The organism is Tardiphaga sp. 709 (assembly GCF_032401055.1).
In the GTDB taxonomy this organism is placed as follows: Bacteria; Pseudomonadota; Alphaproteobacteria; order Rhizobiales; family Xanthobacteraceae; genus Tardiphaga.
This window is the reverse complement of record NZ_CP135529.1, coordinates 1,877,565-1,899,407: the sequence shown is the minus strand read 5'-3', so window position 1 is coordinate 1,899,407 and position 21,843 is coordinate 1,877,565. Positions and strand designations below refer to the sequence as shown.

General features: G+C 61.3%; 17 protein-coding genes and 3 pseudogenes. 10 read left to right on the top strand and 10 right to left on the bottom strand.

Annotation, left to right across the window (positions count from 1 at the left end; translation table 11 throughout):
• Window positions 1–51: 51 nt before the first annotated feature.
• The 3 genes from RSO67_RS09535 to RSO67_RS09525 all read left to right on the top strand — a co-directional run bounded on the left by RSO67_RS09535 (window position 52) and on the right by RSO67_RS09525 (window position 2,656).
• Window positions 52–561: a CAP domain-containing protein gene (locus RSO67_RS09535; protein WP_231079717.1), complete on the top strand. Its 510-nt coding sequence runs from the start codon at window positions 52–54 to the stop codon at window positions 559–561.
• A gap of 110 nt (window positions 562–671) precedes the next feature.
• On the top strand, window positions 672–1,868 hold the full coding sequence (locus tag RSO67_RS09530) for a DUF3734 domain-containing protein (protein ID WP_315843284.1): 1,197 nt from the start codon (window positions 672–674) through the stop codon (window positions 1,866–1,868).
• Window positions 1,868–2,656: a 3-hydroxybutyrate dehydrogenase gene (locus tag RSO67_RS09525; RefSeq protein WP_089265413.1), complete on the top strand. Its 789-nt coding sequence runs from the start codon at window positions 1,868–1,870 to the stop codon at window positions 2,654–2,656. The genes RSO67_RS09530 and RSO67_RS09525 overlap by 1 nt, the downstream gene beginning before the upstream one ends.
• A gap of 41 nt (window positions 2,657–2,697) precedes the next feature.
• Here RSO67_RS09525 and RSO67_RS09520 read toward each other — a convergent pair whose 3' ends face one another.
• Both RSO67_RS09520 and RSO67_RS09515 read right to left on the bottom strand, forming a co-directional pair.
• The gene (locus tag RSO67_RS09520) at window positions 2,698–4,074 is read right to left on the bottom strand and encodes a flippase (RefSeq protein WP_315843283.1); all 1,377 of its coding nucleotides are present in this window, start codon (window positions 4,072–4,074) and stop codon (window positions 2,698–2,700) included.
• A 113-nt stretch (window positions 4,075–4,187) separates the two neighbouring features.
• A complete protein-coding gene (locus tag RSO67_RS09515) occupies window positions 4,188–5,015 on the bottom strand; it encodes a protein-disulfide reductase DsbD domain-containing protein (RefSeq protein WP_315843282.1) in 828 nt (275 codons plus the stop codon).
• Window positions 5,016–5,169: 154 nt separating this feature from the next.
• Here RSO67_RS09515 and RSO67_RS09510 point away from each other — a divergent pair, with 154 nt between their 5' ends.
• Complete coding sequence (locus RSO67_RS09510) at window positions 5,170–5,808, top strand: YqgE/AlgH family protein (protein WP_068735119.1); 639 nt, start codon at window positions 5,170–5,172, stop codon at window positions 5,806–5,808.
• A gap of 2 nt (window positions 5,809–5,810) precedes the next feature.
• Here RSO67_RS09510 and RSO67_RS09505 read toward each other — a convergent pair whose 3' ends face one another.
• The 3 genes and pseudogenes from RSO67_RS09505 to RSO67_RS09495 form a co-directional block, all read right to left on the bottom strand.
• A complete protein-coding gene (locus RSO67_RS09505; RefSeq protein WP_315843281.1) occupies window positions 5,811–7,421 on the bottom strand; it encodes a glycosyltransferase 87 family protein in 1,611 nt (536 codons plus the stop codon).
• 149 nt (window positions 7,422–7,570) lie between these two features.
• Window positions 7,571–10,446, bottom strand: a pseudogene (locus tag RSO67_RS09500) (EAL domain-containing protein).
• 123 nt (window positions 10,447–10,569) lie between these two features.
• Entirely contained in the window at window positions 10,570–11,565 is a 996-nt protein-coding gene (locus RSO67_RS09495; protein ID WP_315843280.1) for an NAD(P)H-quinone oxidoreductase, read from the bottom strand.
• 109 nt (window positions 11,566–11,674) lie between these two features.
• Here RSO67_RS09495 and RSO67_RS09490 point away from each other — a divergent pair, with 109 nt between their 5' ends.
• The 4 genes from RSO67_RS09490 to RSO67_RS09475 all read left to right on the top strand — a co-directional run bounded on the left by RSO67_RS09490 (window position 11,675) and on the right by RSO67_RS09475 (window position 15,281).
• Complete coding sequence (locus RSO67_RS09490; RefSeq protein WP_315843279.1) at window positions 11,675–11,866, top strand: DUF1192 domain-containing protein; 192 nt, start codon at window positions 11,675–11,677, stop codon at window positions 11,864–11,866.
• Between the two features lie 573 nt (window positions 11,867–12,439).
• Window positions 12,440–12,952: a DUF1465 family protein gene (locus RSO67_RS09485; RefSeq protein ID WP_068735127.1), complete on the top strand. Its 513-nt coding sequence runs from the start codon at window positions 12,440–12,442 to the stop codon at window positions 12,950–12,952.
• A gap of 87 nt (window positions 12,953–13,039) precedes the next feature.
• A complete protein-coding gene (locus RSO67_RS09480; protein ID WP_315843278.1) occupies window positions 13,040–14,125 on the top strand; it encodes an acyltransferase in 1,086 nt (361 codons plus the stop codon).
• Between the two features lie 322 nt (window positions 14,126–14,447).
• Window positions 14,448–15,281: a MipA/OmpV family protein gene (locus RSO67_RS09475; protein ID WP_315843277.1), complete on the top strand. Its 834-nt coding sequence runs from the start codon at window positions 14,448–14,450 to the stop codon at window positions 15,279–15,281.
• A 49-nt stretch (window positions 15,282–15,330) separates the two neighbouring features.
• Here the strand turns inward: RSO67_RS09475 and RSO67_RS09470 are convergent, their stop codons facing one another.
• Window positions 15,331–15,954, bottom strand: coding sequence for a helix-turn-helix domain-containing protein (locus RSO67_RS09470; protein ID WP_315843276.1), 624 nt, complete (start codon window positions 15,952–15,954; stop codon window positions 15,331–15,333).
• Window positions 15,955–16,132: 178 nt separating this feature from the next.
• Window positions 16,133–16,363 carry a 50S ribosomal protein L31 gene (gene rpmE / locus RSO67_RS09465; protein ID WP_089265403.1) on the bottom strand — a complete coding sequence of 77 codons (231 nt, stop codon included), beginning with the start codon at window positions 16,361–16,363 and terminating at the stop codon, window positions 16,133–16,135.
• Window positions 16,364–16,555: 192 nt separating this feature from the next.
• On the opposite strand from rpmE, the gene RSO67_RS09460 reads away from it, so the two are divergent.
• Window positions 16,556–18,418, top strand: coding sequence for an ABC transporter ATP-binding protein/permease (locus tag RSO67_RS09460; RefSeq protein WP_315843275.1), 1,863 nt, complete (start codon window positions 16,556–16,558; stop codon window positions 18,416–18,418).
• 19 nt (window positions 18,419–18,437) lie between these two features.
• Here RSO67_RS09460 and RSO67_RS09455 read toward each other — a convergent pair whose 3' ends face one another.
• From RSO67_RS09455 to RSO67_RS09445, 3 genes and pseudogenes are all read right to left on the bottom strand, one after another.
• Window positions 18,438–18,884, bottom strand: a complete 447-nt coding sequence (locus RSO67_RS09455; protein ID WP_315843274.1) for a GNAT family N-acetyltransferase — start codon at window positions 18,882–18,884, stop codon at window positions 18,438–18,440.
• A gap of 4 nt (window positions 18,885–18,888) precedes the next feature.
• On the bottom strand, window positions 18,889–19,920 hold the full coding sequence (locus RSO67_RS09450) for a peptidoglycan -binding protein (RefSeq protein WP_315843273.1): 1,032 nt from the start codon (window positions 19,918–19,920) through the stop codon (window positions 18,889–18,891).
• Window positions 19,921–19,923: 3 nt separating this feature from the next.
• A pseudogene (locus RSO67_RS09445) lies at window positions 19,924–20,935 on the bottom strand (flagellar motor protein MotA).
• Between the two features lie 483 nt (window positions 20,936–21,418).
• Here RSO67_RS09445 and RSO67_RS30440 point away from each other — a divergent pair.
• Window positions 21,419–21,717, top strand: a pseudogene (locus tag RSO67_RS30440) (class I SAM-dependent methyltransferase); the annotation flags it as partial.
• Window positions 21,718–21,843: the final 126 nt, after the last annotated feature.

Genomic DNA, 21,843 nt, shown 5'->3' with positions numbered 1-21,843 from the left:
TCAGCCACGGTTGGTGTGCAACAACGGCCCCTTGATTTGGGGGGATTGCCGATGAAGCGGGTGGCTCTGGCCAGTCTGGGATTTCTGTTGCTGGCAGGGTGCGCGGGGACCGTCGATACGGTGCCGGACCAGCCCACCATGTATCTCAGCATGGCCAATGGCGGCGCCAAGCTCGATCCGGTGGCCGCAGCCTCGATGATCTCGCTGTATCGGCAGAACAATGGCCTCGGTCCGGTAGTGGTCGATCCCGCATTGATGGCGCTGGCGGAAGACCAGTCCACCGCCATGGCGAAACGAAACAAGCTCGATCACGACGTCAAGGCGCCGCTGGCTAAGCGTCTGAATGCCGGCGGTTATCCGGCGACCCTGGCGGTCGAGAACGTCTCGGCCGGCTATCACACCATGGCTGAAGCTTTCTCTGGCTGGCGGGACTCGCCGCCGCACCGAGCCAATATGCTGAAGTCCGGTGTCACAAAACTGGGCATCGCGGCGATCTATGCTCCCAACACCAAATACAAGGTGTTCTGGACCATGATCCTGGCGTCGACGGATTCCAAATAAGCCTTCCCAGATAGCCGAAGCGTGATGGTGCTCTGCACCATCCATGATTGACGCCGCCGCAAGGGGGCGCCACGGTATGGTTCCCGTCGCCGACAGGATCGAGTGGTCTCATGGATATGTCCGATCAGCCTCAATCCAGCGCTGCCAGCAAACCCGCCGAAGCCAAGCGCGTCCTGGTGCTGCAAGGGGGCGGCGCGCTTGGCTCCTATCAGGCCGGCGCCTATGAGGCGCTATGTCATCATGATTTCGAGCCGGAATGGGTGGCTGGCATCTCCATCGGTGCCATCAACGCGGCGATCATCGCCGGCAATGAGCGCGACAAGCGGATCGGCAAGCTCAAGGAATTCTGGGAGATGGCGGCATCGCCGGTCCCTTGGAGCCCGATGCTGACAGATGACCGCGCACGCTCTTATTTCTACGAGGCAGGCGCCGCTGTCATTGCTACATTCGGCGTGCCAGGTTTTTTCGTGCCGCGGATTCCGCCCGCACCGCTGTGGCCGCCCGGCAGTCCGCAGTCGCAGAGCTATTACGACACCGCGCCGCTGAAGGCGACGTTGGAGCGGCTGGTCGACTTTGACCGTCTCAACGATTGCAAGACCCGGCTAAGCGTTGGCGCCGTGAGCGTGACCACCGGCAATTTCACTTATTTCGACAACATGCTCTTCAAGAAAGATCGCAAAAGGATCGAGCCCGAGCACATCATGGCCTCCGGCGCGTTGCCGCCGGGGTTTCCCTCGATCGTCATCGATGGCGAGCATTTCTGGGATGGCGGCATCGCCTCAAACACACCGCTGGATTTCGTGCTGGATGACGTCACCAGCGATCTGCTGATCTTCCAGGTAGATCTGTTCAGCGCGCGCGGGCCATTGCCGCAATCGATCCTGGAAGCGCAGGAACGCGAAAAGGACATTCGCTATTCCAGCCGTACCCGCATGAATACGGACAAGAACAAGAAGATCCACAACATCCGCAAGGCGCTGCGTGATCTGATTGGTAAATTGCCGGCAGAACTGAAGCAGGATCCCGGAGTGGCCCTGCTGTCGGAAGCCGCGAAGGAAAATACCGTCACGGTGGTGCATCTGATCTATACGAGCAAGAATTACGAGTCGTCGTCGAAGGACTACAATTTCTCGCGCATCGGGATGGTGGAGCACTGGGGCGCCGGCGAGCGCGATGTGTTCCTCTCGATGCGCCACAAGGACTGGTTCGAGCGGCCGCAATCCGACGAATCGATGGTGACGCATGCGCTCACCGCCGACGACTACAATGACCTCCCGCAGCATTTGACGTCCAACAGGAGCAAGTAATGGCTAATCTCACAGGCAAGACCGCCGTCGTCACCGGATCGACCAGCGGCATCGGCCTCGCTTATGCGCGCGCTTTCGCAAGCGCTGGCGCCAATATCGTCATCAACGGCATGGGCGCCCCTGCTGACATCGAGAAGGAACGCGCGGCGATCGAGAGCGATTTCAAGGTGAAGGCGATCCATTCCCCAGCCGACATGACCAAGCCGGCTGAAATTGCCGAAATGATCGCGCTCGGCGAGAAGACCTATGGATCGGTCGATATTCTCGTCAACAATGCGGGCATCCAGTTTGTGTCTCCGATCGAGGAATTCCCGATTGAGAAGTGGGATGCAATCATCGCTATCAATCTCTCGTCGGCCTTTCATGGCATCCGCGCCGCCGTGCCCGGCATGAAAAAGCGCGGCTGGGGCCGCATCATCAACACCGCCTCGGCGCATTCACTGGTCGCCTCGCCGTTCAAGTCGGCTTATGTCTCTGCCAAGCACGGCATTGCCGGCCTGACCAAGACCGTTGCGCTGGAAGTCGCGACCCACAAGATCACCTGCAACTGTATCTCACCCGGCTATGTCTGGACGCCGCTGGTTGAGAAACAGATCCCCGACACCATGAAGGCGCGCGGACTGACCAAAGAGCAGGTCATCAACGACGTCCTGCTCGAAGCCCAGCCGACCAAGGAATTTGTGACCTCCGAACAGGTTGCGGCATTGGCCCTGTTCCTGTGCGGTGATGATGCCGCGCAGATCACTGGAACAAACCTGTCGATCGATGGTGGCTGGACGGCAGAGTAAATTTGCTTCCTGACCTCCTCCTGCCTTGCAGGGGGAGGTTGTCAGGCGGCGCGCTTCCCGAAGGCGAGCACGTGCAGCCCGAGGCGCTGCCGCACAATCCAGAACAACAAGATCGTCTCGAATGTCAGCGCGATCGAGGTTGCTGCTGCCGCACCGTGGCCACCGAATTTCGGCACGAGCACGAGGCACAGCACCAGATTCATGACGAAGGCCGACGCGTAGGCGACGGCGCAAATGTGCTGGTGGCCGAGCATGTTGAGCAGCCGCTCGACCGGACCGATTGCGGCCCGCACCACGAGGCCGATGGCTGCGATGAACATGATGTCGTAACCGCCCATGAATTGCGGACCGAACAGCCAGAGCAGCGGCTTGCCCAAAGCGAGCAGGATCAGCGTCGCCGCGAGCGACGGCCAGAACGTCCACTTGATGGCATGCGTTACATAGGCGGCGAGGCGGTCTTTATCGCCAGCGGCGTGATATTCAGTGAAGCGATGCGCCGTCGTGGCTGACATTGCATAGTGAATGAACGACACCAGCGCCAGGGTCTTCACGACAGCGAAATACACACCGACTTCGTCAGATGAGACGAACTGCTGCAGCACCAGCACATCGGTGTAGGACAGCAGCAGATAGAAGCTCTCAACCAGCAGGATCGGCAACGACACTGCGAGCCAGCCGCGATAGTCATAGGCTTTCGGGCCGGGTTCGATATGCGCCGCAAGCCGGCGATTGAGCACGATCATCTGGCCGACCATCGCGACCCAGACGGCCGCGACGCTGGCCAGCATCGCGATGGTCGCACCAAGCTTAAAGCCCAGCGCGAAGGCGCCGGCGGTGAAGCCGATGATGAGCGCCTGGCGGATGATGAATTGCGGCATCAGGCCGAGGCGCATCCAGTCATGCGAGCGCGCGATGCCATCCTGCGTGTTGGCAACGACAAAGGCCGGTAGTGTCAGGCAGCCGAGATAGAGCGGCACCACGGTCTCGGCGTCGATCCAGGGCGAGATGAGTTTGACGAGGCCGGCGAGCAGCAGCGAGACGATCACCGAGACGATGCCGGTCATCCAGCGGCTGCCGGATAGAAAGCCGCGCAGCCGTGCGTGGTCGCCGCTGGCGCGATATTCCGGAATGATCTTCTGGGCTGAAGCGGCGATACCGAAATCCATCATCGAGCCGAGCAACAGTACCCAGGTCCAGACATAGACATAGATGCCGTAATCCGACGTGCCCATCCAGCGCGCCAGCAGGATCTGCGCGAAATAAGCGAGACCGGCGGAAATCACACGAATGAGGAAGATGGTGCCAGCTAGGCGGCGTGTCAGCGAGGCTTCGCCTGAGCCGGTGAACAGCGCGCGCAGCCTGGCCTTGAGGCCGGTGGGCGCGGTTGCGGGTGCGGAGTTTGCGTCCATCACGGCCACGACAAGGTCCTCAGCCGCAGGCGCGCGGCGGTGGTCTGGCGTAGCAAGCAGTCGTTAACATCCGGTTGGACGGAGATGTGCGGTTGCGCGCAACAGGCTAAACGCGAGTGGTATCAGGGCAGGTTGACGTTGAACTCATACGCCCGGTCGCTGCCGACCAGCGTCAGTTTCAGCGCGGCGCCGTCGGTCGTGGCACCGGGCGGCACGCCATCGAGTTCGAAGCTGAAGCGCTTCACGCCCGGCGGGTTCTTGGCCTCGAGTTTGGGGATGGGCAGCGCCCATTCCGGCGTCGGGCCCTCGACGAACAGGTTGGGTTCGCTGCCCTCTGGCGCAACGACGTCGACGAACACATTCTTGCCCTCGCGCTTGAGGTCGCGCACCGTCAGCGGACCGGCGTCGCCCATGGTCGCCGGCTTCGGCACGGTATCGAGCGCCGCGGTGAGCGCGCCGTCTTCAGTGCTGGCCACGCTGGTAAAAGCGAGTTCGGCATTGGCGTCGACCGGAATGCATAGCTTGTCGCAGACCGCGTAATTGATTGCCGCACGGAGAATCACTGGCTTGCCGGGGTCCTTGGCGATCACCCGCATCGGCAGCACCACCTGTTTCACATAGCCCAGCGACAGGCCGCCGGCGCCATCCTCGAATTTTTTCGGCGCGGGCCACAGGATGGTGACGGTATCCAGGTTCTCCGATTTGGAGAAATCGAAGCGGGGCGGCACCCCGGAATCACCGGGGTTCCGCCAATAGGTATGCCAGCCGGGCTGCAGCTGGATCGCGATACCCCCCAGCATCACCGGCCCGCTACGCGAGCCTGCCACAAGCCTGATCTGCGAATGACTGTCTATCTGCCAAGGTGAGGTGTCCTCTGCCTGCGCGCTGCAGGTGAGGAGCAGGCCCGCGGCGCAGACAGCGACAATGTGATGTGGAACAGATGCGGTCATCGGGCGTCCTTACAGGGTGGGCCTGTCATAAAGCCAAACCTGTCTTAAGCTATTGAACTGCTTGTGATCCGGTTTTCGTATGCGTTGCGGAAGGCTGATTGACAGAACCCAGACCCAATATCAGGATAGGCAACGAAATGAGAGCGGTTTGCTGATGGAACCCACTCGCAAGCGCCCGCGGAAAAGCCGCGCGAAATCCAGCGCCGGCGACACAGGCAACTACCTCGACGGGCAGTTGCTGATCGCCATGCCTGTGATGGAAGACGAGCGCTTTGCCCGTTCGGTGATTTACGTCTGCGCGCATTCGTCGGAAGGTGCCATGGGCATCATCGTCAATCGGCCTGCAGGGAGCATCGATTTTCCCGAATTGCTGGTTCAACTGGACATCATTGAAAAGTCCGACAGCATCAAGCTCCCGGAAAGCGCCGAAAGCATGAAAGTGCTGAAGGGTGGCCCGGTCGAGACGGGCCGCGGTTTCGTGCTGCATTCCAGCGATTTCTTCATTAAGGATGCGACGCTGCCGATCGACGATGGCGTCTGCCTCACGGCGACCGTGGATATCCTGCGCGCCATCGCCAATGGCGGTGGACCCAAGCACGCGATTCTCGCGCTGGGCTATGCCGGCTGGGCGCCGGGCCAGCTGGAAGACGAAATCCAGGGCAACGGCTGGCTGCATTGCGCGGCTGATGAGGATCTCATCTTCGGCGGTGATGTCGAGGAGAAGTATCTTCGCGCGCTGCAGAAGATCGGGATCGCCCCGGGGATGTTGTCGGCCGAGGCCGGGCACGCCTGACGTCAGGAGCCGGTGGAGCGCAACGGACACGCCACGTTGGTGGAGCCCAGTTGGGCACCTTCGATCTCCACGCAGGGCTGCGTCGCATCGATCATCAGGTCATAGGCAGCCAGTGCTTCTGCGCGGAACGGCCGACCTTTGATGTGCATCTCCCACATGCCGCCGGGCAATGGCTCCTTCAAACCCGCTCGGATGCGATTGTCGTATTTGCCGGCAGGCAGGATCGGCAAAGCGAGATCGGCAATCGTGTAGAAGCGGGATCCAGCAGGCAGGAGTGGTGCAACGAAAGCCAGCGGCTTGTCGAGTAACAGATAGGTCGCGGGTTGCGAAAGCCGCGAGGAAATCATTGGCGCGTAGGGATTTGACCATGGTCGTCGCCACCAGTCGGTTGGCTGCGACCATGCAGCGGTGATCGCTGCAATGATGAAGATCGAGCGGCTTGCGTGTTGGTTGACAGGATGCGTGGGGATGGTCGAGCGAAATGCCGTGACAATGCGTACCAGCAACAACACGATTAGTGGCCCGGTCAGCAATTCCAGTGCGACGGCATAGCGCTGGATCGAGAACAAGATCAGCCAGACCGCATAAGACGTGACAAAGAAGATCAGGAGTTGCAAGTCACGCCGCGAAAAAATAGCGCGCGCATACTTTATTTGAGCAATGAAGGCGATCGGAAGCAACACGCATAGCATCGCAAAGCGTGCGTCGCGAAACGGTAGCTCTGAGCTGCGGAAATTTCCGACGAGCCAATGAAATGGATAGGCTAGGCCATCCAGAATTCCCTTCGGAATGAATTGGCGATCGAGCAGCGTAATTTCTCGCATCTCCGGCGAGGGAAACAGACTATTCAACAGCGGGAAGAACGGATTGCCGAATTCACGCCACAGCATCAGGCTCCAGACGCCGCCCGTCATGATCGTGCCGATCGCGCCGCCGATGGCGAGGCAGGTTACGGCCATCAGAGGGCGTGCCGCGGCAAGTGCGGCGCCTGCCAGACCAATTGCGAAGACGATGTTGGTGAGTTTGAAGCCGAGCGCGAGGCCGACCAGAAGTCCTGCGACGATGTAACGTATCGGTCGTGGCTCATCGGCAGCCAGCATCAGCGCTAGCCCGGCGATAATCGGGATCGCAGTGAGAATGTCGGAAAAACTGGTGCCGACTTCTGACAGCGTCATCGGCCCCAGCGCAGCCAGCAACAATGCAGCGACAACCGTCATCGTATTGGCTGCGTGCCCGAGCACGATCCGTGACAGCCAGTAGACCAGCGCGAGATTGAGCCCATGCACCGCGCCCATGGTCATCCCGGCAATAACCGGCGGCAGCGCGTGACGGAGATAGTACCAGGGGAAGTAGATGATCGGGTTGAAGTGGGTCTGGAAGCCCGGTGGGATTACATCGTGATCGTAACGGCCATTGAGCAATGCCCAGACGTTGTATTCGTGATAATTCTGCCAATCCCAATTGGCGTCCTCGCCGGCCCATCCGGCATAGACCGCGCCGATCGCCATCGCGCCCGCCACGACCAAAAACAGCCGAAGCCGGTCATGGGGACGTGGGGCCGCAACCGCGGCGTCCGCCAGAAATGGCAGTTCATGGGTGGAAATTGACGTCACGATGAGCGATGCAACCACAAATGAATATGGTGTTTGCCTACCACGTGAATCTTGCCGAATTGCTAAATGCGAATCGCGCAATCTCTCCTTGCAGAGGGCAAGAGGTCGCAGCTGCGCAGGTATGGTTTACGAGTGGTATCCGGCTCGAGTCAGCTCGCCGCTTCCAATCGCTCTTCCGTCAGCATGCGCATCGCCGCATCCGCATCCATCGGCTCGCCAAAGGCAAAGCCTGGGCGTATTCGCAGCCGAGCTGATACATCTCCACCGCATCCGAATCTGTCTCGACGCCTTCGGCGACGACGTCCATGCCGAGATCGTGGGCCATCGCGATGATGGATTTGAGGATCACCGGGCGGGTGCCGCGCGCGGTGGTGCGGACGAAGGACTGGTCGATCTTCAGCGTGTCGAACGGGAAGCGCTGCAGATAGGATAGCGATGAGTGGCCGGTACCGAAATCGTCGAGCGAAAGACCCGTACCGAGTTCGCGGATCCGGTGCAGCATCTGCGCTGCATGTTCCGGATTTTCCATCACCAGCGATTCCGTGAGCTCGAGCTTCAGCGTGCCACGAGCGACTGAAGAGCGTGACAGCACGGTGCGGATGTCATGCAGGAGGTCGTGGCGCAGCAGCTGCCGCGAGGAGACGTTGACGCTGGCGAAGATCGGCTCGCGCGAGCGCATCGCGCGCTGCCAGATCGCGAGCTGGCGTGCGGTCTGATCCATCACGAACATGCCGAGATCGATGATCAGGCCGATCTCTTCGGCGATGGCGATGAATTCCGACGGCGACATGCGGCCGAGCTTCGGGTGATCCCAACGCGCCAGCGCTTCGAAGCCGGCGATGGAGCGATCTTCCAGCCGAACGATGGGCTGGTACAGGATGGTGATTTCCTGGCGCTCAATGGCGCGCCGCAGTTCGGATTCGAGCGTCAGGCGATCTGTTTTGCGGGCGCGCATGGCCGGTTTGTAGACGTCGATGCGGTCGCCGCCGATGCGCTTGGAGTGATACATCGCAAGCTCGGCGTCCTTGATGAGCTCGTCGGTGAGGGGCACCGCGGGGTCAGAAAGCGCCAAGCCGATCGATGCGGTCAGGAAGATCTCGCGGTCGTTGAAGGCAATCGGTGCGCGGATGGTCTTGCGGATGGTTTCGGCGAAGGCGGTGATCTTGGCGGCGTCCTGCTCGGACATCAGGATCAGGCCGAACTGGTCGCCGGCGAGGCGGGCCAGCGTGTCTTGCGGCTTCAGGATGCGGGTGAGGCGACGGGCCAGCGTCAGAAGGATCGAGTCGCCGACGGCGATGCCGACGGAATCGTTGACCTGTTTGAAGCGATCGAGGTCGATCACCATGATGGTCGGCCGCATCGTGGGCACGGTCTTGGAGAAATTCGCCACGGCGTTGAGGCGGTCGATGAACAGCTTGCGGTTCGGCAGGCCGGTGAGATTGTCGTGCACCGAGTCGTGCAGCATGCGTTCTTCGGCGTTCTTGATCTCGGTGACGTCGGTGAGGGTGCCGACCACGCGTGACACTTCGCCGTCGGAGCCAACTACCGGGCGTGCTTTCAGCGCGAACCACATGAAGTGACCGTCGGGCGTGCGCAGGCGGAAGTCCTGCACGAGGCGGCCGCGACGCTGGTCGAGCACGCTGTCCAGCGCCGCCCGGAAGCGGTCCTGATCGAGCGGGTGGAGCACTTCGAGCCAGCTTGCGGCAGGGCCTTCCAGCGTGCCGCGTTTGAGGCCGAGGAGCGCTTCGGTCTCAGGGCTGGTGAACACCTTGTCGGCCGAGACGTCCCAGTCCCAGATCAGATCGCCGGAGCCGGTCAGCGCCAGCGCGCGGCGCTCGACGTCCGACACGATGCCATTGGTGGCGCCGCCACCTGCGAAAGCATGCTGCATGACCGTGAAGCCGATCAGCATCACGATCAGCACGAGCCCGCCGAGCAGCGCGGGCCCGACGATGTCATTAGTGACGCTGCCGGCGACGGTCATGCCAGCGGCAACGACCCAGACCACAAGCAGGAACCAGGTCGGAATCAGCAACACCGCGCGGTCGAAGCCATGGGTGGAGAGATAGACGATCAGCGCAAAGCCGGCGAAGGCGATGAGCACCAGCGAGATGCGCGCGATGCCCGAGGCGACCGCAGGATCGAACAGCGCCAGACCTACGAGAGAGCCAAGGAAAGCCAGCCAGCCCAGCGTGATGTGCGAGTAGCGGACATGCCATCGACTGAGATTGAGATAAGCAAACAGGAACACCAGCAGCGTCGCCGCCAGGATCGCTTCCCCCGAGGCGCGCCAGACGCGCTCGGCGCCTTGGGACATGTCGAGCACCTTGCCCCAGAAGCCGAAGTCGACACCGATATAGACCAGCACAGCCCAGGCCAGTGCCGCGGCGGCCGGGAACATGATGCTGCCCTTCACGACGAACAGGATCGTCAGCACCAGCGCCAGCAGGCCGGAGATGCCGATGACGATGCCTTGGTACAGTGTGAAGGAGTTGACCTTGTCCTTGTAGGCTTCCGGCTCCCACAGATAGAGCTGCGGCAGCTTGTTGGTGCGCAGTTCGGCGACGAAGGTGATGACGGCGCCGGGGTCGAGGGTGACGCGGAAGATATCGGCGGTGGCCGAGTCCTGACGTTCCGGACGGTCGCCGGTCGACGGTGTGATGGTCGCAATGCGCGACAGGCCAAGATCGGGCCACAAGAGGCCCGACGACACGATGCGATAATGCGGTGCGACGATCAGACGATCGAGCTGGTCGTCGGTGTTGTTGGCGAGCGCGAACACCACCCAGTTCTGACCGGCTTCGCGGCCACGCACCTCGATGCGGCGAACGATGCCGTCGGTGCCGGGTGCGGTGGAGACCTGGATGCGATCGGTGTCGCTATGTTGATATTCGAGGATGCCGGTGAGATCGATCGCGGGCGCGTCACCGCGGACGCTGACAGCGTCAACAGCCTGTGCCGGTGCTGCGGCAACAACAGTCATCAGGCCGAGCGCGAGCGGCGCGAGCCACCTGATCAAACGCAATGTCATTCTCCGCGATCAACAAAACATCGACCCTGCGTCACGCAGAAGCAGGGCCATTTCCCGACGCGCGATAAATGACATGAAAGCGAGATAAATCAAAGGGTTTCCGGCTGTTCTCCAGCCCTAAACGACCAACACAATTTTGCCAATATGTGCGCTGGTTTCCATGCGTTTGTGCGCGTCTGCAGCCTTTTCCAGCGGGAAAGTGCTGTCCATCAGGGGCTTAACCTTGCCGGCCTTGAGCAGCGGCAGGACATTGGCCTCGATCGCCCTGACCATGGCGGCCTTGTCGGCATTGGTGCGGGGCCGCAGAGTCGAGCCGGTATAGTGCAGCCGCTTCACCATGATCTTGGCAGCGTTGATGGTGGCTTTCGGGCCGTTCAGCACCGCAATCTGCACGATGCGCCCATCGACGGCGGCGGCATCGAAGTTTTTCTCCACATAATCCGCGCCCACCATATCGAGGATCAGCTCGACGCCGGTCTTGGTGATTTCCTTGACGCGTTCGACGAAGTCCTCGGTCTTGTAGTTGATGGCGTGATCGGCGCCGAGCTTGAGGCAGGCATCGACCTTGTCCTGCGAGCCGACGGTGACGATCACCTTGGAACCTAGCGCCTTGGCGAGCTGGATCGCCATGGTGCCGATGCCCGAGGAGCCGCCATGGATCAGCACGGTCTCGCCGGGCTGCAAGCCGCCACGTTCGAACACGTTGTGCCAGACGGTCATCAGGGTTTCGGCGGTGGCGCCGGCCTCGGTCATCGAGAAGCCTTCGGGGACCGTCATCGCCTGCGCATCCTGGGCGATGCAATATTGCGCGTAGCCGCCGCCGGCGACCAGCGACATCACCTTGTCACCGAGCTTGTGTTTGGTGGCGCCTTCGCCGAGGGCGACGACTTCACCGGAGATTTCGAGGCCGGGCAGATCGCTGGCGCCGGGCGGCGGCGGATAGGCGCCAGAGCGCTGTGCGACGTCCGGACGATTGACGCCGGCGGCTGCGACCTTCACCAGGATTTCGCCGGGACCCGGCTTCGGAACGAGGCGCGTTTCGGGAATCAGCACCTCGGGGCCGCCCGGTTTGCTGATACCAACGACGGTCATTTGCGTGGGCAGCTTTTCCATGATTTGTCCTTGCGGCGTGCGGGATGTCGGCTGGCCATCTGATTAAACAGCCGGATCAATGCTGGCAACATCCGGTGCATATTCGAATTTGAGACGGGGAGGTCCCCAAATGGCGATCGACGACGACGACAAACCGAAAAAGAAGCTCAGCCACGAGATCGGGCAGGACCTCTCGCTGCTATCAGTGGAAGAACTCGCCGATCGGATCGCGCTGCTCAATGGTGAGATCACGCGGCTGCAATCGAGCATGACCTTGAAGCGCGCGACGCGCGATGCGGCGGATCGCTTTTTCAAGTCGTGACGGGCTATTGAACGGCGCTTTCCGGCTTCTGCCGTCATTGAGAGGTCAAGGAAAGCTGCCCTGCAGCTTTCCTTTTAGCGAACCGACGTGGCAATCCGGAAGCCATACGCGAAGAAAGACCGGATTGTTTCGCTCCGCTCGCAATGACGGACGAGAGGCCTGCAAAATACCGCCGACGCTTCCTTCAATCACGATCCCGACATTGTCTCATTCCGAGACATATTGCGACGCTTAGCATGGCAAACGGATCGTGAAGAAAGCCCGCGCATTTACGCGCAATTAAGCTTTCTCGCATATTACTTAAATTGTCCTTGTTTGGACACCGAGTGGCTCCTGTCCACTCTGTTTGACGCCTCCCTGTTATCAACTTTAAAGCCGCCGGAAACGGCGGCTCTTTTTTTGGTACTCATGTCTTCTTTTGGGGCGTCCGCGATCGTTCAATCGCGTTGGAAACCATAAATACTTCTTTAATTTTACGCCGCTGGACTCTCACGCACGCACGCGTAATGATTTGTTCATCATAAGCCCGCCGTTCAGAGCTGGCTGCGAAACCATTTGCGTGAGGCGTTAACTATGTCGGATCGTTTGCACAGCGAACCCGCTCTCGTTCAGTTCAGCGAGCGGCTGACCAATTCTGCTGCCTTCGGCGCCTTGTTTCGCGAGGGGATGGATCTGGTCGAAGAGACCGCAGCCTATCTCGACGGCGTCGGCCGTAGCGAGGCCAAGGCACTGGATCGCTCCGTCAGCCTGACTTACGCCACCGAAAGCATGCGCCTCACCACCCGCCTCATGCAGCTTGCCTCATGGCTGCTGCTGCACCGTGCGGTGAAGGAAGGCGAGATGACGCTGACCCAGGCCAATCGTGAAAAGACCAAGGTCAAGCTCAGCGCCGCCGATCCGAGTCCGGAAGAAATGCTGCTCAAGCTGCCGGAGCAGCTGCAGATACTGATCGCGCGTTCGATGGTGCTGCAGACCAAGGTTCGTCGGCTCGACGTTTCGATCCACGCCGCGACCACCACGCACGCCCCGATCGGCAATCCGCTGGTGCCGCAGCTCAATCGCCTGAAGGCCGCATTCGAGCGCTGATCGCGCGTCCCTCGCATTCCCTGAACGCTGTTCCTCGCTCGCGGCTCATGCGCTAAACATGAGGCGGTTGAAGCGGGGGCATTGGCGATGGCAGACGATATCAGGGCATTGACCGGCGTGCGCGGCGTCGCCGCCGCTGTCATCGTCGTGTATCATTTCGGTGACGTGCAGCTCGCAACCGGCGGCACCGGCTCGTTCTTCCGCATTCCCTACGGCTATCTGCTGGTCGACCTGTTCTTCATGCTGTCAGGCTACGTGATGGCGCTGACCTATCGCGACGCGTTCCTGCATCTGACCGGAAAGGCGTTCGCAACCTTCATGCTGAAACGGGTCGCGCGGCTGTACCCAGCCTATTTCATCATCGGGCTGTTCTATGTCGCCAAGATCGCAGCCGGTCTGTCCGGCGAGAAGCTGGAGATGTATTCGGCCTGGGACTGGACCGGCAACCTGCTGATGATGACCGGCTGGGGTCTCTACATTTTCCCGATCATCGGCGTGGCCTGGGCGGCGAGCGCCGAAATGGGCTCCTATCTGCTGCTGCCGATCCTGATGCCCTTAACTCAGCGCGGCAGCAAGTGGATCGCGGGTCTCGCGGTGATCGTGGCGTTGCTCGGCATCTATGCCGTCAGCATCAGCGGCCGCGGTTCGGGTGGGCCGCTCGATGTCGTCAACGGCAATTCGCTCTATCCGCTGCTGCGCGCGGTGGGAGGCTTCACGCTGGGCCTCGCGATCTTTCGCTTTGGGGATGTGGTCGATCGACTGTCGGCGGGCGTGCAGGACATTTTGGTGGTCGCGCTGCCGCTCGTCATCATCGCGGTCGGTCTCGCCGATGCCAGCGATCGCTTGATGTATCTGCTGTACATCCCGCTGGTCGCGGTGCTCTCGCGTGATGGCCGGATGGCGCAACTGCTGTTCGGCAACGCGCTGGTCTACCGGCTTGGCATCATCTCGTATTCGATCTATCTGATCCATCCGCTGTTCGTCAGTTTCGCTATCAGGACCTGGCGGCATTTAGGCCAGACCGAGGCTGTCTATATCGCCGCGTCGCTGGTCTGTTTCGCCATCATCTGGGCGCTCGCGGAAGTCAGCTATCGCTTCATTGAGATGCCCGGGCGCAACTGGATCACGCAGCGGTTCATCCCGCGGAGAGGCGACGTCCCAGCGAAGGCATAAGCCCGCCGGAGATGCTGCGAACGGTGCGGCGCGATGCCGCAGACGGCGACGATCCGTTCGTTCAGATATCACTGTCATGCTGCTCCGAAATGTGAGCGATGCCACTGCCCGAATGGCTTCATCTTCCGCAAAGTACTGCTGCCATAGGGTTTCCCGACAGGAAGCCAGAGCGTTGGCCCGAGAGCAATGCGAGTTTTGAAGACAGGTCGCGCCGGCTATCTTCGCATTGCTGCGGTGACTCCATGTCGCACGAGGCAATCGCAGCGGTGTGGCATTGAAGCGCGGCCACACGAAAATCCGCGCCGATCCAAGTAGGAATCTGATGTCTTTGTCTCCTCGTCTGTTCGGTATCATCGGTGTATTGGCGTTTCCGGCGGCTGCGGCCGCGGCTGATCCGGGGGTGATGCTGCCATCGGTGCCCTTCGTGCCGTCGGCCTCCGGTGGCTGGACCGTGACCGTCGGGATCGGCGGCGAGATGCAGCCATCCTATGAAGGCGCGGGAAGCTCCGAACTTGCGCCAAAGCCGATCATCTCGATCCGACGGGCGGGGACGCCGGCGCGCTTCAAGAGCATGCGCGACAATGCGAGCTTCGCTCTGATCGATGTCGGTGGCTTTCGCGCCGGTCCGGTCGGCAACTATAAAGCAGCGCGCAAGGCCGCCGATCACAGTGAGCTGCGCGGTCTGAGGGACGTTGATTTCGCGGTCGAACTCGGTGGTTTCGCCGAATATTACGCCTTCGACTGGCTGCGCCTACGCTCCGAACTGCGCCGCGGTCTCGGTGGCCACGAAGGCATCGTCGCGGATTTCTCGGCCGACGTGATTGTGCCGCTCAACGAGCGGATGACCTTTGCTGCTGGCCCGCGCTACCGGGTGACGGATGCGAAATATGCGGAGACTTACTTCAGCGTCAACAATATCGAGGCGCTTGCGTCAGGTTTGCCAGTCTACGACGCCAAGGGCGGCTCGAGTTCGGTCGGCGCGGGCGCGCAATTGCGCTACAAGCTCGATCCGCAATGGGAAGTGCGCGGCTATGTCGAATATGACAAGCTGCTCGGCAGCATCGCCGACAGTCCGTTGGTGAAATTCCGCGGGTCGACCAATCAGGTCACCTATGGCCTTGGCGTCGCTTATTCGTTCGATGTCGGCGTGCGATAGCTCGTACGATAGCACAGCGTGCCAATACGGCGCACGCTAGCTCGTGTTTCTAGCGCTCGCCGATCAGATAGTATGACAGCATCGTATCCAGCTCCTGTTCCAGCTCCCCATTGGCGAAGGCGTCTGGACGGAATGCGATCGCCGCATCGAGCGCCGAGCCGACCATTCTCGGAATGAAGAAACTTCCGGCTTCGCGATTGAAGTCAGGGCGTAATTCATCGGCATGGCTGTCGAACATGCCGCGCAAAAGCCCTTGCCGCTGCGGGAAGCGGTCGAATGGCCATTGAACAGGGGGGCGGCCGGAGGCGGTTTCCATCAAGACCTTCAGCAGCGGCAGCACGCGGGCATGCTGGCCGATCGCGGTGTTCAGACCGGAACGGACGAACCCACGCAGATCCAGCCCTTCGAATCCTGAAATGGTCTGCCAGATATTTTCGGACATTTGGGCTTCCGTCCGGCCATGGAGGGCCCCGAACAGCGCGTCCCGGTTTGGAAAATACTGATAGAGCGATCCGATGCTGACCCCGGCGCGCTCCGCAATCCGGTTCGTGGTGGCCCGGTCGTATCCTTCATCCACAAGCACGAGGGCAGCGGCGTCCAGAATGATTCCCACGGTCGCAACGGAGCGCGCCTGGCGCGGCTTCTTGCGGTGGTGCCCGGTCTTGGTCGGCATGGTCTCGTTGCGCCCCCGCGCAAGGTGATGTGGCGCACCTTATTGGGAGGGCAACGGAGGCGGTTTTAAGGTACCGCCGTGGCAATGTCGGCCAGCAACGAAAAACGCCCCTGCTGGCTGCAGAGGCGTTTTGAAAGGCAATCGGATGAGCCTGAAAGGCCGATCTTCCTTGTGAAGATCAATCTTCCTTCTTGAGGAAGCCCGAGAACTTCTTCTGGAAGCGCGACACGCGGCCTCCGCGGTCAAGAAGCTGGGTGGTGCCACCGGTCCAGGCTGGGTGCGACCTCGGATCGATGTCGAGGTTCAGCTTGTCGCCTTCCTTGCCCCACGTGGAACGGGTCTGATACTCCGTACCATCGGTCATAACGACCGTAATGTTATGATAATCCGGGTGAATTTCGGCTTTCATGACGGTTCCTTCGGCGCGCCGGCGCCTGAATCTCTGGGATTTCGATGGCGGATTTGGCCGCTCTATATCGCAGGAACGTGCGGGAGACAAGGACTCCCGTCGTGGATCATTGCCCAGGCAATTGACCTAGGTCATTTGCCTCGGGGCCCGCTCCGGCCTATCTCAGGGCAACGACAAGAACGGTTATAAATCATGAGTGCAGTCGAACGGCTTGAGATCCCCCGCGCGGCCAAGCCGACGCTTCCGCAGCCCGACCCGGTGCTTCCGGAGCCGTCGCTGGCGGATACCGTTGTGGAGCCTCAGGTACAACCCAGCCGAGCCAAATTGCGGCCGCTCCTGGCGTTGGCGCCCTATGTGGCGCGGTATCGCGGCCGGGCCCTGCTGGCGCTGGTGTCATTGACCATCGCGGCTTTGACCACGCTCGTCGTGCCTGTGGCGGCACGGCGGATGATCGACTTCGGCTTCAGCCCCGAAGGCATCGCGATGATCAACAACTATTTCAGCGTCATGATCGCTGTGGTGGTCGTGCTCGCGCTGGCCAGCGCGGCCCGTTACTACCTCGTCATGACCATCGGCGAGCGCATCGTCGCCGATCTGCGCCGCGATGTGTTCCAGCATCTCACCGCGCTGTCGCCGTCGTTCTTCGATACGTCGCGCTCCGGCGAACTGGTGTCGCGGCTCACGGCCGATACTACGCAGATCAAGTCAGCGGTCGGCGCGTCCGTATCCATCGCGTTGCGCAACCTCGTGCTGTTTCTCGGCGCCGCCGCCATGATGGTCGTTTCTAGCCCGAAGCTCTCCGGCTTCGTGCTCGCGGCGATCCCGCTGATCGTGATCCCGCTGGTAGCCTTCGGGCGCTGGGTGCGGCGTCTGTCGCGCAACGCGCAGGATACGCTGGCGGAAGCCTCGGCCTATGCCGGCGAACTCGTGGGTTCGATCCGTACCGTGCAGGCCTATACCAACGAGCAGTTGGCGAATGCGCGCTTCGGCAAGGAGGTCGAGCAGGCCTATGACGCCGCACGTGGCTCGACCCGTGCGCGCGCTGTGCTGACCGCGGTTATCATCTTTATCGTGTTCTCCAGTGTCGTGGGCATTCTCTGGGTCGGCTCGCATGATGTGTTGACGGGCGCACTGACACCGGGACGGCTCGGCCAGTTCGTGCTCTATGCGGCCTTTGCCGCGTCCAGCCTCGGCCAGCTCAGCGAAGTCTGGGGCGAAATCTCGGCGGCGTCGGGCGCGGCCGAGCGCCTGTTCGAAATTCTGAACGTCAAATCCGCCGTGGTGGCCCCGGCATCGCCGCAGGCATTGCCGCAGCCCGCGCGCGGCGACGTCGTGTTCGACAACGTCTCCTTTGCCTATCCGACCCGGCCGGACATCCTGTCGGCGGCTGGCGTATCGCTGTCGGTGAAGGCTGGCGAAAAGGTCGCCATCGTCGGCCCGTCCGGCGCCGGCAAGAGCACGCTCTTTCATCTGCTGCTGCGCTTTTACGATCCCAAGGGCGGCGCCATTTCGGTCGATGGCGTGCCGATCCGCGACGCCGATCCGCGCGAACTGCGCAAGCGCATCGCATTGGTGCCGCAAGACTCTGTCGTGTTTGCAACAACCGCCCGCGAGAACATCCGCTTCGGTCGTCCCGATGCGACGGACGCTGAAGTCGAGCACGCGGCATCACTGGCGCATGCCACCGAATTCATCCGCCGCCTGCCTGATGGATTCGAGGCGCAACTCGGCGAACGGGGCGTCACGCTCTCGGGCGGCCAGCGTCAGCGCATTGCGATTGCACGCGCCATCCTGCGCGACGCACCTTTGCTGCTGCTCGATGAAGCAACGTCTGCACTCGATGCCGAATCCGAGACGCTGGTGCAGACCGCACTGGAAGAGCTGATGAAGCACCGCACCACGCTGGTGATCGCCCATCGGCTCGCCACCGTCCTGTCCTGCGATCGCATCCTCGTCATGGATCATGGCCGCATCGTCGAGCAGGGCACCCACGCGTCGCTGGTTGCCGCGAACGGGCTTTATGCAAGGCTGGCAAGGTTGCAGTTCGGGGTGTGAGCCAGAGCAACGGCTCCGATCAAGGCTTCCATTCCATCAGGTCGACGGAACGGCCTGACGTATTCACTTCATCGCCCGTTTTGACGAAGCCGTTGCGTATATAGAATTTGATTGCGCGGATATTGTCGGCATTGACCTTCAGCGTCACGCCGGTGGGTGATAGTCGTTTGGTTTCATCGACCAGCGCGCGGCTGACATCGGATCCCCATTGAGCGGGGCTGACCACCAACTGATCGAGATAACCCGTGCCGTCGATGGTGACGAAGCCGACCAGCGCGCCCTCCCACTCTGCAACCACGATCTGCGCTATGGGTACCAGTTCGGTGCGCCATCGGTTGCGCCACCAGTCTACGCGGGCGTCGAAATTAATCGACGGATAGGCCCGCCGCCATGTCTCTAGCCACAAAGTGATGGACGCGTCTTCATCGCTCTCGCGATAGGGGCGCAACTCGAATGGCTCGGGCATGTCCTCAGCGCTCGGTGAGCTTGAGTTCGATGCGGCGGTTGCGCTTGTACGCTTCTTCGGTCTGTGCCGTATCCAGCGGCTGGTTTTCGGCGAAGCCGGCGGCGACGAGGCGCTGCGCGGGCACGCCGAGCGAGATCAGATATTGCACGACCGAAATCGCACGCGCCGATGACAGTTCCCAGTTCGACTTGAACAGGGGGCTGTTGAGGATCGGCCGCGAGTCGGTATGCCCGTCGACACGCATCACCCAGGCGATCTCGGATGGAATCTGCTTGTCCAGCTCGATCAGCGCGCTAGCGACCTTGTCGAGTTCGGCGCGGCCTTCCGGCAACAATAATGCCTGACCAGCGTCGAAGAACACTTCCGACTGAAACACGAAACGGTCGCCCGCCACCCGAATGTCCGGCCGGTTGCCGAGAATGGCGCGCAGGCGTCCGAAGAATTCGGAGCGATAGCGCGACAGCTCCTGAACGCGCTGCGCGAGTGCGACGTTGAGGCGCTGGCCAAGATCGACGATGCGGCCCTGCGATTCCTTGTCTCGTTTCTCGGACGCTTCCAGCGCTTCTTCGAGTGCCGCGAGCTGGCGGCGCAGCGCGGAGATCTGCTGGTTCAGCACCTCGACCTGCGCCAGCGCACGGGCGGAGAGCTGCTTCTCGGAATCCAGCGCCTTGTTGAGTTCAGTGTTGCGGCCTGCCGCATCGGAGCCGGCACCGGCGAGGCCGTCATACAGGCCCTTGATCCGGTCGCGCTCCGATTCCGCGGCGGACAGCCCGGCGCGCATCTGCGATAGCTGTTCGTCGAGATTGAGCTTGCCGAGCTTCTCCAGCGACAGCAGATCGTTCAGCTGAGCCAGCTTGGCGGTGAGCTGCTCCAGCGCCTTGTCCTTGCCGGTGACTTCCTGTGACAGATAGAATTGCACGACGAGGAAGATCGACAGCAGGAAGACGATCGCGAGCACCAGCGTCGACAGCGCATCGACGAAGCCCGGCCAGTAGTTGAATTCGGAAGAGCCGCGGCGATTGCGTGCCAATGCCATCGATCAGTTCTTCTCAGGTTGGCGAGCGATGTGTTCCAGCAGCTTCTTGATCTCGCGGCTCTGCTCGCCCTGACCATCGGCCCATTCGCGGATCATCTCCTGCTCGCTGCGCATATGCGCGACGAGACTCTGGATTGCATCGGCGAGATTGGCCATGGCGGTCGTGGTGCTGCGGTTGTTGTTGCCGTCCTCGATCGAGCGGCGCAGTCGCTCGATGGCATCCTGCAACTCGGCCGGGGTGCCGGATGAGGTAACGGGGGCTGTCTCGCCGGAATATTCCTTTACGGTGGAAGCGAGCCAGTCTTCCAGATCTGTATAGAACCGGTTTTGCGCCTGGCTGGATTGCAGGTCGAGGAAGCCGAGGATCAGCGAGCCGGCGAGGCCGAACAGCGATGACGAGAACGAGATGCCCATGCCGGCGAGCGGCGCGGCGAGGCCTTCCTTCAGCGTGTCGAACAGCGAGCCGGCATCGCCGCCGACCTTGAGGCCTTCGATCACCTTGCCGACGGAGCCAACGGTCTCGATCAGGCCCCAGAAGGTGCCGAGCAGCCCGAGAAAGACGAGGAGGCCGGTCATATAGCGCGAGATGTCGCGGGATTCGTCGAGGCGCGTCGCGATCGAGATCGAGCAGATGCCGCATGGTCTGCTGCGAGATGGTCATACGGCCGGTACGCTCGCCGCCAAGGATCGCAGCCATCGGCGCCAGCAGGGTCGGGCGTCGGTCGAGCGCTAGGCCAGGATCGGAAATCCGAAAGCTGTTGACCCACGAGACTTCCGGATAGAGCCGAATGACCTGCCGGAACGACAGGATAATGCCGATCGCCAATACCGCGCCGATCAGCGCGTTGAGCCCGGGATTGGCGAAGAAAGCGAGAACGATCTGCTTGTAGAGCACGGTCATGATCAGACCGCAGAGCACCAGAAACACCAGCATTCGGACCAGGAAGATCCGGGGCGATGAGAGCTTGGTCAGTTCGATTTCCATCGCGGAGCGGGAGGAGGAGCCAGGCGCCATGTGCTGATCATCTGCATGCGAGGAAAGGTTCGACGCGCAATATGGCACAGCCCCGCGACAAAAAAAGATCGGATACCGCCGGAATCAGCGATGTCACCGGGAACTTCCAGTTGAAACCCGGCTCGATCTGCCGCGTATTTAGAAAAAACCTTTTTGTTGAGCCGTTTACGGGCTCTGCATGGCGCTTCTATACTTGCAAGCGCTGGTGACAATTGCGGTCTCGCTCTCGGTTCTGATGTCACGTGCCTGGGTGGCGCAGCAGCGCTCCGGCAACTCCGGCTTGGCCGATACGATCTGGACCTTCTCGCTCGGCGTTGTCGGCGCATGCAGTGTGCTATGGCCGGTTTCGGGGGCAGCGCTGAAATCTGGCAATGGCTCTTCCCGACACTGATCGAGATGTTCGAGCATATGATGAACCGGCGCGAGTTGATGGCACGCGTGCGGTTATGGCTGGCGCCGCACGGCCGCTTCTTCGTGCAGGTCTTCACCGGCGACGTGATGCCCAGCCATCATCTCATCCGGCAATATGCAAATATCTTCTCTGTGGAGAAGGAGTGCCGCTGGAGCGGCACGCACTACGCACGTATAGCGAATGACTGGCCCGACAACTTCGATCGCCATCGCGACGAGATCGAACGCATCCTGCGTCCGGTCCATGGACGCAACACCGCATATGGATGCGGCCCTGGCGCTGGTTCTTTCTGCGACCGCAGGCTTGTTTGTCTATGCGGATGAAAGCGAATGGGGGCGTGAGCCACTATCGAATGGCTGCCGTTAACTAAATGTGTGCCGGTTCCATCCGATTCACGTTCGCGTGAGCCTCGAAAGCCTTTGTGAGTTCAATACGATAGACCGTGTGGCAATGCGCCGCCTCGATATGTATTGCGCCGCAGCACCGCGGTTTTTAT